Origin of the sequence: Parageobacillus sp. G301 (assembly GCF_030268025.1) — a bacterium.
Classification (GTDB): domain Bacteria; phylum Bacillota; class Bacilli; order Bacillales; family Anoxybacillaceae; genus Parageobacillus_B; species Parageobacillus_B toebii.
In genome coordinates, this window is the sequence record NZ_BSDB01000001.1 from 89347 (window position 1) to 101990 (window position 12644).

Consider the following 12644-nt stretch of genomic DNA (forward strand, 5'->3'; position numbering starts at 1 on the left):
AATTGCTAGAATGACAGTGCAGTTTGGTTATAGCCGATCGGGATGTTTCACTAAAAATAGTGAGCATGCCGTTTTTTTATGGAAAAGGGGGAACTAAGACATGCCAGTATCAAAAGGAGAAATGGAAGATCAAATTAGCCGAGCGCTTACGCAATGGGAAAAAGAATATCTAGGACGGGGGTCGGTTGCTGTTAAGACCGATATCGTTCGTAACATTATTCTCATTCAATTAAAAGGAATTTTAACGCCAGCGGAAAAAAACTTGGCAAGCACGAAGGATGGACTATTGTCGATCAAGCGCATTCGTGCGGATTTAATTGAATCGGGCAGCGACCAGCTAAAAAAAATGATTTCAGAAATTACCGGAAAAGACGTCATTAGCATGCACACCGACATTAGCACCCGTACCGGGGAGCGGGTGATTGTTTTTTTATTAAACGAGAATTTAGAGGAAGAGCTGCGGAAATAACGATTTGGTGGTGATGAACTGGAGACATTTTTCAGCCATCGAAAAATGTCTCCGGTTTTTATATCTTTTGTAGAATCGTTATAGCAACAGAGGCTAAAATGAAATAAGGAACTGTTTTAAATGAAAGAATTGCTTGTGTCCATTCCGCCGTTTTGAAAAAAGTAAACATTATACATGAAAGCAGCCATGAATCCCTTTCATATCAACATAAAACACTACGGTGCAAACGGGAAAAAGAAGAAAGCGACAAAAAATAACATGATGTAAACTGCGGCGATGTAAATGAGCGTAAAGAAGAAGGCGAAAACAAACAGCCATACTCGCGCTTCAGAAGGTGATGTCATTGTTTTCTGGATAAAGCGAAATAAAATAAGTAGAAGCAAAGAAAGGGCGAACATGAGATATGACGGAACAGCCCATTTTCCTAACGAAATTGAACCACCAGCGTTTCGCCATTCCAAGCGGCTGAGGTGGAAAAAGCCAGTTTGATAGCGAATCCATAACGAACCGATAATAAATATAGCGACCAAAACAGCAAACGTGCCGCCAATCCATCGTCTTTGCGTCGATGTTGCCCCTCGCAACAAAAGCATCACAACACCAAAGTACCCAAGTGCAACGAGTTCCATGCATATAACTCCTTTTTTGGATTATAATTCTACTTATATGAAGGAAATTCCTTTTTTATCCGTCTAAGGATAGGAGGAGATTTTTCATGTGTGGACGATTTTCATTAACAGTTGGAATCGAGCAATTGCAATCGCTTTTTGGTTTTGGCTATAGCGAAAACATCGCTCCTCGTTTTAACATTGCTCCAAGCCAACAGGTGCTAACCGTTATGGAAGAGGATGGAGCACGAATTGGGAAGATGATGAAATGGGGGCTCGTGCCATCTTGGGCGAACGATCCGAAAATCGGCTGGAAGATGATCAACGCCAGGGCGGAAACAGTCGATGAAAAAGCGAGCTTTCGCCGTGCGATCAAACGGCGGCGCTGTTTGATTTTAGCGGACGGATTTTATGAATGGAAAAAGGAAGGAGAGAAAAAAATTCCATACCGCTTTACATTGCAAAATGAGCAGCCATTTGCGTTTGCAGGTTTGTGGGAAACATGGGACAAACATGGTGAAACGCTGTATACGTGTACCATTATTACGACAAAAGCGAACGAATTGGTAGGCATGATTCATGACCGTATGCCCGTGATTTTGCCGCAAGAGTGGCATGACGCATGGTTAGACCCGAAGTTAGAGGATACTGATTATATCAAATCGCTATTGCAGCCGTATCCTGCCGAAGAGATGAAAATGTACGAAGTGTCAACGATCGTTAATTCTCCGAAAAACGATGTCGCTGATTGCATAAAACCAGTTAATAGCCGGTAATCGGGGGGAAACATGAATCCGATTGTATTGTTTGATGACATTTGCTCGCTGTGCAATGCAAGCGTGCAGTTTATTATCGTGCGTGATCCACATGCCGTATTTCGCTTTGCTTCTTTGCAAAGTGAAACAGGAGCGGCGCTACGGGAAAAGTTTGGTGTTCCCGAGGTGGACAGTCTCGTGTTGCTCGAAGATGGCCGCTATTATATGAAATCAAGTGCCGCTCTCCGCATTTGCCGGCGGCTTGCCGGCGCTTGGAAACTGTTTTATATATTTTGGCTTGTTCCGAAGCCGCTGCGCGATTATGTATATGATTTTGTCGCCAAGCATCGGTATGAATGGTTCGGAAAGCGCGATCATTGCCTGATGCCCACTCCTGACATCCGCGCGCGGTTTCTTGATGAGTGATAAAGCGACAATAAGTAAGAAGGAAAATGTTTGCTTATTGTCGTATTCGGAATAAATAACTGAATAGGAGGTGGTGATTTAATGAAAGGTAGCCAAAAAACATGGCTGGACAGCTTGACGGTGGAAGCGTTGGAGCGGTTTTCCGAAGACATGATGGCGGCAGTGGAGAGGGATGAAAACAAGGAGAGAAAGCGATTTTATGAAGGAATGGCCGTCGCTAGCAAGTTAGCAGCCATGAAACTCAAAGGAGAGTTTGCACATATTGATGAAGAATTTATCCATCATGTGTACGAGAACATGAAAACGTTAAACGTGGTAGAAATAAACGATACGTTCTCAGCGACAAATACAAAAGAACGATGCTCTTTTTGCTTGCAACAGAAAGCGCGGCTTGCCAGAGGGCCGTATGCCTCGATTTGTGAAGACTGTCTGCAATTTGGGCTACAGGTTATCGAAAGTCAAAAATAATTGTTTTACAGTGATAGAGATGAAAAGGTCGTGATGATCATCGCGAGGAAAGTAGAAGTCGTCCCATTTCGTGATGAATGGACAACGGGCCGCTATCTCTTTTTTTTTTTGTGAAAAAATGTTTACAATCAAGGAAAAATATTCATATTATAAGAACAAATAGTGCAAAATTACACTAAAAGAGAAAAATGTATAAAAGGGGATGGTGGTTTTGGAGTATGGATGGTGGATTTGGGGGTTAAGCCTTCCTACATTTTTAGCGACGTATGTGTATTCATTCTTTCTCGCCAGCAAAGTCGCGTATGAATCCCAGATGGATTGCAAACCAAAATTCATTTTCACTCCGAAAGATGTGCCGTATTGCAGCGACATTTACCCGATTGATGTGTTTCTCATCTCGCTAAAGACGTATCCACTCTCCTACCTTTGCATCGCATCCGGAATGTTTTTCGTGCTCTATCCGCTGTATCAGCTCTACAAAAGGCTATTTTCTAAAAGATTGTTGCTAAAATGACATTTTATTATGGGAAAAACAGTGAAAAGGAGAGGTTTTATGAAATTGTTTTGGTTTATCCTGTCTTTAATTCCCATACCATTTCTTTTTCATTTTTATGAATACGGACAATATATAAAAAGGGAAGATGCTCCATTTCTAATGCCTAGTTTCATACTTTCTATGATTATAGTTGGGATGTTATCAAAGAATATTAGGGTTGCTTTTGTTCTTTTAATGAATTTAGTTACAACGATTGTGTCTGTTATTCTTGCTTCAAAATTTATTCCAGATGATGGTTGGTTTACTGTTGTAGGCAGAGATGGAGCGGTAATATTTGTTGCAATTATTTATTTGATCGGACAATTGTTTGTAAGGATGATTGCAAGATTAAACAAAAAAGATGACTGATAAATTTTATTTTACCAACCACTTTTGAAAGTCGGCTTAAGGCTTGGGAAACATGTCTTGTTTAACCGCTCGAAAAAATTTTAACTACTCTTTTTTTGGAAGTACATTGTAAACATTGTACCGCGCCAACGACATACGGAACGCCTTCCTTTAAAATTTTTTGACCTTACTAACGTTATGTTCCATAGAGCAACGATCTATGCAAAAACAACCTTTGTATAAAACAGACGCTAATCTGAAAATCTATTTTCATCACGTTTTAGAAAAATTTCAGAGCAAGAATCGTTGCTTTAAATAAAGGGTTCAAGGGGCATTTATATGAAAATCATTGTGAAAATCGTTGAAATGATAGACCCATTCTAATGCAGTTATTTATTGTTCCACTGATAGTGATTGGTTTAGGTGTTTTGGTTTCTGCACTAACAAGGAAAATATTTGTGGGACCTATAATAACACTGATTCTAAATGTATTGTACGAAGTTTGGTATATCAAATACTATCTTCAAGCATCTGATATTTGCCTTACTTCTTGGAATATAATATTTCCAGCAATTTCTTTGGTGTTTTCTTTTACGATCGTAACCATATTAATGGAGAAAAATAAAAATTAGACCTCCATATAGAGGTCTTTTTTATGCACTTCTTTTCTCGATTATGGTAGCTGTGGGAACTACTTGAGCCGCTTATGAGCATAGCCAATAAACGGATAGCTTAATAGCAATAAAGTTACGATAAATGCGATGACGCCAAGCCAATGAAAGTGGGTCCAAAAATAGCCGCCGGCTGTGCCAGCGAGGCTGGAGCCTAAATAATAGAATAAGAGATAAAGAGAAGAGGCTTGCGCTTTATTCACGTTTGCACGTTCGCCAATCCAGGCGCTCGCGATGGAATGGCAGCCGAAAAAGCCAAAGGTAAATAACGAAAGCCCGATGATTTTGGCAACAACAGACGGAACGAGCGTAACAACCGCACCAAGCACGGTCAATGCCACCGAAATGCTTAACACCAGCGCATGGCCGTGTAAATCGGCTTTTCTTCCCATATACACCGAGCTAAAGCTGCCGAATACGTACACGATAAACAGAAATCCAAGTACGGACTGGCTGAACGAATATGGCGGTTCGCTCAATAAAAAGCCGATATAGTTATACAGCGTCACAAATCCGCCCATAAATAAAAAGCCAAGTGCAATGAGAGCCATTAGCGGTTTATTGCGCAAATGAACGGCATACGCACGCAGCGCGGTTTTGCCATTGAGCGGTTTTTTCACCGAATGACGAGGCGTCGGGAGAATGAGAGCAAAAATCATGCTTAATAGAAGAGAAATTGCTCCAATGGAAAATAGTGCCGTCCGCCACGAAAACAAATCGGTCAGCACGCCTGTTACAATACGTCCAGCCATGCCGCCGATGCTCGTTCCGCTAATATAGAGACCCATCACTTTTCCAATCCCAGCCGGATGAAATTCCTCAGCGACGTAAGCCATGGCCAGTGACGGGATGCCCGCGGCTGTCATGCCAAGAAACGTGCGCGCAAGGACAAGGGAAAGAAAATTAGGGCTAAACGCCATGGACATTGACAGCATCGATGTCAGCAGCATGGACATCATCATCATATTTTTTTTGCCGATGCGGTCGGATAAACTGGCCGCTATGAGCATCATTACTGCCAATGTTCCGGTAGACGCGGATACCGTTAAGCTGGCGGACGCCGCGGAAACGTGAAATTCTTTTGCGAAAATCGGCAACAGCGGCTGCGTCGTGTATAAAATCGCAAAGGTGACAAACCCGCCGAAAAATAGCGCCAAACTTGCTTTTATGTATTCGGTGGTGCCTTTTTGGATGTACGTCAATGTTTCTCGCCTCTTTTGTTTCGTGTATTGCTATATTTTTACTATAACTCTTTTATATAATATAAGGAAGATATTCTGAAATGCCAAAGAGATAGAGGATTTAAAATTGCGAAAACAAACACGCCGCAATCAGACGGTATGTTTGCATCATTGTTGCGGTTTTCTTTCCGGCATCTATGAAAACATTTTTACAGGTGTTTTTCTCTTTCATGGAGAACAAGTTAATAAATACATATTTATAGATGAGGTGAGCATGATGCATATCGTTACAGCCGCAGAAATGTACGAAATCGACCGTGATACAATTGAACAAATCGGCATCAGCGCCGATTCCTTGATGGAAAACGCCGGGCAGGCGCTGTTTCATGTGCTGCGCGAACGCATTCCGCATTCGGCGCTTGTGGCGGTGCTAGCGGGAACAGGCAACAACGGCGGTGACGGATTTGTTGTTGCAAGAATGTTGAAAAGCTGCGGATATGACGTGGATTTATGGCTTATTCCGCCGAAAGAAAAGATCAAAGGTGCAGCAAAGACAGCGCTGACTATTTATGAGCGTTCGGGATATGACATCAAAGAATATATCGGAAATGAACAATACTTTGCCGAACAGGTTCGTCATTATGATGTAATCATTGATGCGCTTCTTGGGATCGGCATTCAGGGAGCCGTCCGTTCTCCGTACAAAGAGATTATCGAACTTGTCAATCGTTCTAACGCAATCGTCTATGCCGTTGATATTCCGAGTGGAACTCCAGCGGATGGGGGAGAGGTCGAAACTGCCGTTCGCGCTGATATCACGGTTACGATTCAATGTCCAAAACTAGGGGCGTATACGTTCCCTACAGCAGACTATTACGGCGAACTGCTTTTTGTCGATATCGGCATTCCGCCGATTGCCGTGAAGCGGAATGCTGCTCCTCGCTTTGTCTGGAAAGAGGACGATGTCATACGGACTTTGCCGAAACGAAAACGGTCGTCCCATAAAGGAACGCATGGAAAGTTGCTTGTTGTTGGCGGCTCCCGTCCGATGACAGGAGCGATTACGCTAACGGCCAAAGCGGCGCTGCGAAGCGGAGTGGGATTATTGACGATGGCAGTGCCGGATGACATTTATTCCGTTGTCGCCAACCGTATTCCGGAAGCGATGTACTATCCATGTCCGGCTCGGGACGGGGCGTTTTCCGGCGCCATGGATGTATCGGCGCTTGATATCGACGCGGTCGCGATCGGCCCGGGGCTTGGCCGTACGGACGGCGTCCGCGACCTTGTTTCCAACATCGTGCGGCAGCCAGTGCCGCTTGTTATCGATGCCGACGCCCTCTTTTTCTGGAACGAGTACGCCGCGCTAATTCGTGAACGAAAAGCGGCAACAGTGGTTACCCCGCATCCCGGGGAAATGGCGCGCATGCTTGGTCTATCGATCCGTGACATCGAAGGCGATCGGTTTGGCACATCGAAGCGTCTGGCGACGGAGTACGGCATCTACGTCGTGTTGAAAGGACCTTATACGATTGTGACAACGCCAGACGGTTCGCAATATGTCAACACGACCGGAAATCCCGCTTTGGCGAAAGGCGGAAGCGGCGACGTGCTGACGGGGATCGTTTCCGCGTTTCTCCTGCAGCATCATTCCGCGCAGGCAGCCATTAGCAACGCCGTCTGGGTTCATGGAAAAGCCGCCGATATGCTTGTAGAACGCGGCCATTCACAATGGGACGTGCTCGCTGGCGATTTGATTGAAGCAATTCCTTCGGTGCTTGCTTATGTGCAGGAAAAACAATAGGGGGATATGATTGAAGAATTGGAAATGGTGGCTGGACATTGCAATGATTGGTTCGGTGCTTTTTTGCATTCAAAAAGCGTTGATTTTGGCGAAGCATACGCTAACGCTGGCTTCGTGAAAGCGGAGGACATGCGGACACGGATACTTATTATCATATAGTCTTATCCGAAGCGATTCGCATGTATCGTTCGGCAGGTGCGATTTTATTCGCCATCGGGGTATGGTTTCTGCGTAAAGAAGCGATGCGCTAGAATATAGAAGCGCATCGCTTTTCTGTTGGGAGTAGCTCAAATCTCCCATACCCGTTTTAGTTCGCTAATTCCAGCTCGGATGTCCTTCTCGCTCATTCCTCCAAAGCCGAGCAAAAGATACGGAGGCGGCGTTCCATTGTTTCCAAACCAATATTTCGCTGCGGAATAGACGAGAATGCCCGCTTCTTCTGCTTTTTGCACAAGTTCGATGGTGTCCTTGCCTTTTATTTTTACAAGAAGATGAAGCCCTGCTTTGTCGCCGATGATCGTTGCTTGATCACCGAAGTATTCGCGAATCGCTTCGATAAGCGCCTGCCGCTTTTTTGCGTAGATGGTGCGCATGCGGCGGACATGGCGTTCAAAATGGCCTTCGCGCATAAATCGGGCGAGCGCTTTTTGGACGACCGTAGCGACGGTCTGATGGTAATTGGAGCAGCGTTCATGAAACCGCTCTAGCAAATGTTGCGGCAGCACCATATAACTCGTGCGGATGGCAGGGGTGAACACTTTTGAAAACGTGCCGATATAAACGACGCGGTCTTCTGTATCGAGCGCTTTTAACGCAGGGATCGGTTTGCTCCCGTAGCGGAATTCGCTGTCATAATCGTCTTCGATAATAAATCCGTTTGCTTGCTGCGCCCATTTCAGGAGCTTTTGCCGCTTGCCGATCGGCAGCACCATCCCAAGCGGCAATTGATGCGAAGGGGTGACATAAACGACTTTCGCGTTGGTTGTTTGCAGCTGATCGATATTCAGCCCATCTTCTTCCAGTTCAATTGGGAGAATAGAAAAATGGTGGTTTTGAAACACGGTGCGAATGACATTATAACAAGGGTTTTCTAAAGCGACCACATCATGCCGAAAGTCAAACAGCTGGCATAAGAGACCAATCAGTTGCGGCGTGCCAGAGCCGATAATAATTTGTTCGGCCGAACAGCGAATGCCGCGCGCATTGTACAAATATCGCTGGATTTCACGGCGCAATTCGATATCTCCTTTACGTTCCCCATACCATAATAGTGCGCTTTGTTCGGAATCGAGCGCTTCGAGAAGACATTTTCGCCATGTTTTCATCGGAAAATGGTCAAGGTCAATATGACCGTAGCGAAAATTGTAGCGAATTGGCGTGCTTTTCGGAGCCTCCGGCAGAACATCGATCTGGGAACCCTGCGGTGCGAGAGGTTCTTCTAGTTCTTGCACAATAAATCCTACGCGAGGTTTGCTTTCGATATATCCTTCGGCAAGAAGCTGCTGGTAGGCGGTTTCGACGGTATTTTTGCTGATGCCTAGGTGTTGGGAAAGCATGCGAATCGATGGGAGCTTGCTTCCTTTTTGGAGATGACCGTTTGTGATTTCCTCTTTTATGTACATATACAGCTGCATGTAAAGCGGTGTGCCGTTTGTTGGATCGAGAATGGGCTGCAATTCCACTGCGTTTTCCTCCTCTGACCCTTCTTTTTTATTTAATTCTGTCCCTGTTCATAAGGTCAGTTTTTTTCTATGATTCCATTATACACCACTAGGAAGGGGGAAAATAGATGAGAAGGGACATGTTGGAGTGCAAAGACGAACAAAAAATCAACCGGTTTTTGCAGGAAGCGTTGACCGGATTTTTAGGTTTGGCAGACGGTGGTGATCCATATGTCGTACCGCTTAATTTCGTATGGTGGAATGGCTGCATCTATGTGCATGGAGCGGAAGAAGGGAGAAAAATTGATATAATCCGTCGCAATCCGCGCGTTTGTTTTACCGTCAGCGAGCATATCGGGACAATGGTGCATCCAGTGCCAGCCAAAACAAGCACTGCTTATATGAGTGTTATGTTGTTTGGCAAAGCCGAGATTGTTTCCGATTTAGACGAAGCGACGCAAGCGCTCGACCAGTTGCTTGGCAAATATGTACCGGGCTATTTTGACCGACCGCTTTCCAAGAAGCATGTATCATCATACCGTTCATCGGCAGGAAGCGCGACTGTTGCCATCAAAATCGTTCCTGACCTTATTACTGCGAAAGAAAAACCGTTAGAGAAAGAGCGAAAGTTTTATAATGGAAGAAGCGTGCAGGATGATATCGTCAGGATTTTTTAATTTGGCTCTGTTATTTACCAAAAGAAAAAAGACCAATTTTATGCGGACCTTTTGTGTGCTTGTTAAACTAAACTTCCATCGTTAGTTCAATTGCTAGGAACAAATAATATTGCATCAATGAAAAAAAGCTGGATCGGTTTGAAATCAAGCCAGTTGACTATAAGAAAAGAGTAGACCAGATCTTTACATTATCCAAAGCAGGTGGGACAAAAGAGATAAAAAAGAGTATTTTTATTTAATTTTTTATGCTTTTGTCTCTCATCATTCATTGAATCACATCATACATTAAAGATGTGACAGATAGTTGTTAGAAGTTTTGTACACAATGATTAATGCTTTATGTTATGTTTATAGAGAATTATAAAAAGGACAAGTAGAATAAGACAATGGTTTATGTTAATATTTTTTTGAAGTTAAAAAGATAAACAGATAAAAAAGAGCTACTCTGTTATCGAGTAGCTGAAAGTAAAAATTGAGTTTCAAAGGTTTCAAAAATTACAGAGAACAAAAAATGTATTACAGTTGCACCAATGTGTACATTACAACAATTAGGCTAATAATAATACACCCTTTCAGTACTTTTGCTTGTGGCAGAGCAAGAGCATCCTTAATGGGTGTATCGGGGTGCTGGACTAAGTGTTTAATTACCTCATACAAGGCACTTCCAGCTAACCCCATTATTAGCCCAAAAATTAGTGTAACGAGTGTAGTATCATTCATCATTTCTCCCCTCCTTCCTCAATATTATATTTATATGAATGATTTTCATAAAAAATAAGAAAATTGCCTGAATATTTCTTGATTATTATGAATTTTCCTTCCTTTAGGATTAAAATATGACTAAGATCTTTACTCATTTAGAACTTACCATATTAATTACAAAAGCAATATTATAAGTAAGTTTTTTATAAAAAACGTACTTATATATCGTGTTTGTGTAAACTGATGAAAAAATGTCAAGTAATAAAAATGGTGTAAAACATTTAAGGAATACCCCAAAATTGCCGTAATTTAGACTTTTTTAGTGTTACATCAATGATTTAAATATTGTCATCGGCACCAATCCCTTTGTGCAGGGGTAGAATGCCGATCACCCTTGAGTTTTCCGTACTTTAAAAATATTGATTTTGATTTTTGTTTTTTAAATAAATTATTTCTGTATGAAGAAGTTCTTGTGTGGACGAAGAAAGAAACTGATAAACGAAGAAAAGAAATTGAGGATTTAATGAATGAGCTGTTTGAGGATGAAAAGCAATAAGCCCCTTTCAAGTGGAGGAAGAGGCTGCTTTTATTTCCTTAATCGATGAAACGTGGATATAATGGGTTTGGTATTTTGAATGGATTTTGGATAAATATGAAGAAATATTCCATTACGATAGTGTTTGGACAGTTAATACAGTTTTCTGGCAAGCATTTTCTATGATTATAAATTCATTTTCTAGTGGATATGATAAATATTTAACTCCATTAGTAGAATCCTTAAATAAATTTAGTTAATTTCCCCATCAAAAAAGCGAGTGAATAAAATTGTCGAAAAGATTAGGACGCAATTTCTATCATTTACTTATAGCTGTATCTTTTTCCACCTTTGGTGATGGGCTGACGTTACTGGCTATGCCTTGGTTAGCATCTACGATTACATCTAATACATTTTCTGTTTCGTTGGTTTCTGCCTCGATGACTTTACCTTGGTTGTTATTCAGTTTATACATAGGAGCCCTCATTGATTATTATCCAAAAAAGAAATTAATGATTGCAGCAGCCATTATTAGAATAATAGTGTTAATTGTACTAAATGTAAGTATTTTATTCAAAATAATAAGCATCCCTCTGTTAATTTTTGCAGCATTTCTCATCGGAATAACAAAAGTAGTATTTGACAGTACGGCCCAAACATTAGTTCCCTCTATAGTTTCAAAAGATATTTTAGAGAAAGCCAACGGTTATATAATGACTTCAAGACTAACTATGAGCGATGTGGTAGGACGGTCCATAGGCGGAATCCTGATTAGTTTTGGAATATTTATCCCATTTGCTCTCGATATCATTTCACTCCTAGCCACTATTCCTTTTTTATTTTTATTAAAGACAACAGCTAGTTTAAAAAATCATGCTTTAAATAAAAAGAATAAGTTAGATATTCTTGAAGGAGTAAAATTTGTTTGGAGAAACCAATTATTGTTGACTTTAGCCTTAATGGGGATTGGAATTACTCTCATGTTCACCTCTACGTTGGCCATACAAGTTTTTTATGTGAAAGAGATATTAAAGCTAGACTCCTCTGGCTTTGGACTGTTAATAGCCGTTGGCACTATTGGAAGCATTATTGGTAGCCAAAGCATATCGTTATTGAAAAATAAATTCGGTTTTAATGCCACCATTTTAACGTCGCTATTAATGATGGGATTTACACTTGGAAGTGTTGGATTAACAAGCAATCCGTTTATTGTTGGAATTCTTTATTTTATTGCCAGCTTTTTTATTGTAACTTTCAATATTTGTAACTTATCATTGCGTCAGAGAATAATCCCTGATAATAAATTAGGCAGGGTAGGTGGAGTCTTTCAATTACTATCTTGGGGAATGAGTCCATTAGGCATGTTGCTTGGAGGAGGAATTGTAAATCTGGCGGAAAAATATGTGAGTAGAGATATTGCTTTAAGAATTCCTAACATCTCCTTAGGAATGGTTTATTCTGTGTTATTTGTAGTCTTATTCATCGCTTTAAAGAAATTTAACAAAGAACTTTCAATGAATAATCTCAGAAACAAGCAAGCTGAGCCGAATTAAAATGAAAGTCCGCCTTGGCCGCCGTCGTTCTGTTATGAAACGTTTCATCTCTAAATCTAAGTCCGTTAATTTTAAATTCGATAACTTTTCCAACCGCAATCCAGCATAGTTTACTCCCCATCCATTCATGAAAATAACAGTTTGAATTCACCGTTATTTTCATACAAAAAGAATTTTTCCTGCTTTTTGTAAAATGCCCATTCTCGTTTATCTCTTTTTCCCCTTGTTTCGTTGCTGTCTTTATCCTTGGC

At 41.6% G+C, this 12644-nt stretch carries 13 protein-coding genes; 9 read left to right on the forward strand and 4 right to left on the reverse strand.

Features of this window, described 5'->3' with window-relative positions:
• Nucleotides 1–100 precede the first annotated feature (100 nt).
• Nucleotides 101–469, forward strand: a complete 369-nt coding sequence (locus QSJ37_RS00460) for a Na-translocating system protein MpsC family protein (RefSeq protein ID WP_081188889.1) — start codon at nucleotides 101–103, stop codon at nucleotides 467–469.
• Between the two features lie 215 nt (nucleotides 470–684).
• On the opposite strand, the gene QSJ37_RS00465 is transcribed toward QSJ37_RS00460, so the two are convergent.
• A complete protein-coding gene (locus tag QSJ37_RS00465; RefSeq protein ID WP_062755256.1) occupies nucleotides 685–1098 on the reverse strand; it encodes a hypothetical protein in 414 nt (137 codons plus the stop codon).
• An 86-nt stretch (nucleotides 1099–1184) separates the two neighbouring features.
• On the opposite strand from QSJ37_RS00465, the gene QSJ37_RS00470 reads away from it, so the two are divergent.
• The 5 genes from QSJ37_RS00470 (at nucleotide 1185) to QSJ37_RS00490 (ending at nucleotide 3630) form a co-directional block, all read left to right on the forward strand.
• A complete protein-coding gene (locus QSJ37_RS00470; RefSeq protein WP_285752655.1) occupies nucleotides 1185–1853 on the forward strand; it encodes an SOS response-associated peptidase in 669 nt (222 codons plus the stop codon).
• A gap of 12 nt (nucleotides 1854–1865) precedes the next feature.
• The gene (locus tag QSJ37_RS00475) at nucleotides 1866–2258 is read left to right on the forward strand and encodes a thiol-disulfide oxidoreductase DCC family protein (protein WP_285752657.1); all 393 of its coding nucleotides are present in this window, start codon (nucleotides 1866–1868) and stop codon (nucleotides 2256–2258) included.
• 81 nt (nucleotides 2259–2339) lie between these two features.
• Nucleotides 2340–2726: a hypothetical protein gene (locus QSJ37_RS00480; RefSeq protein ID WP_062677334.1), complete on the forward strand. Its 387-nt coding sequence runs from the start codon at nucleotides 2340–2342 to the stop codon at nucleotides 2724–2726.
• Between the two features lie 211 nt (nucleotides 2727–2937).
• Nucleotides 2938–3240 (forward strand): hypothetical protein, encoded by a 303-nt coding sequence (locus tag QSJ37_RS00485; protein WP_285752662.1) that lies wholly within the window; start codon nucleotides 2938–2940, stop codon nucleotides 3238–3240.
• Between the two features lie 39 nt (nucleotides 3241–3279).
• A complete protein-coding gene (locus QSJ37_RS00490) occupies nucleotides 3280–3630 on the forward strand; it encodes a hypothetical protein (RefSeq protein ID WP_285752664.1) in 351 nt (116 codons plus the stop codon).
• Nucleotides 3631–4300: 670 nt separating this feature from the next.
• On the opposite strand, the gene QSJ37_RS00495 is transcribed toward QSJ37_RS00490, so the two are convergent.
• The gene (locus QSJ37_RS00495) at nucleotides 4301–5482 is read right to left on the reverse strand and encodes an MFS transporter (RefSeq protein WP_285752666.1); all 1182 of its coding nucleotides are present in this window, start codon (nucleotides 5480–5482) and stop codon (nucleotides 4301–4303) included.
• Between the two features lie 256 nt (nucleotides 5483–5738).
• Here QSJ37_RS00495 and QSJ37_RS00500 point away from each other — a divergent pair, with 256 nt between their 5' ends.
• Nucleotides 5739–7265, forward strand: a complete 1527-nt coding sequence (locus QSJ37_RS00500; protein ID WP_352177013.1) for an NAD(P)H-hydrate dehydratase — start codon at nucleotides 5739–5741, stop codon at nucleotides 7263–7265.
• A 287-nt stretch (nucleotides 7266–7552) separates the two neighbouring features.
• On the opposite strand, the gene pdxR is transcribed toward QSJ37_RS00500, so the two are convergent.
• A complete protein-coding gene (gene pdxR / locus QSJ37_RS00505; protein ID WP_285752668.1) occupies nucleotides 7553–8947 on the reverse strand; it encodes a MocR-like pyridoxine biosynthesis transcription factor PdxR in 1395 nt (464 codons plus the stop codon).
• 107 nt (nucleotides 8948–9054) lie between these two features.
• Between pdxR and QSJ37_RS00510 the strand changes: the two genes are divergently transcribed.
• Nucleotides 9055–9603 (forward strand): pyridoxamine 5'-phosphate oxidase family protein, encoded by a 549-nt coding sequence (locus tag QSJ37_RS00510; RefSeq protein WP_285752670.1) that lies wholly within the window; start codon nucleotides 9055–9057, stop codon nucleotides 9601–9603.
• Between the two features lie 516 nt (nucleotides 9604–10119).
• Here the strand turns inward: QSJ37_RS00510 and QSJ37_RS00515 are convergent.
• On the reverse strand, nucleotides 10120–10326 hold the full coding sequence (locus QSJ37_RS00515; protein WP_285752672.1) for a hypothetical protein: 207 nt from the start codon (nucleotides 10324–10326) through the stop codon (nucleotides 10120–10122).
• 804 nt (nucleotides 10327–11130) lie between these two features.
• Between QSJ37_RS00515 and QSJ37_RS00520 the strand changes: the two genes are divergently transcribed.
• Complete coding sequence (locus QSJ37_RS00520) at nucleotides 11131–12393, forward strand: MFS transporter (protein WP_285752673.1); 1263 nt, start codon at nucleotides 11131–11133, stop codon at nucleotides 12391–12393.
• The last annotated feature ends 251 nt before the right edge of the window (nucleotides 12394–12644 follow it).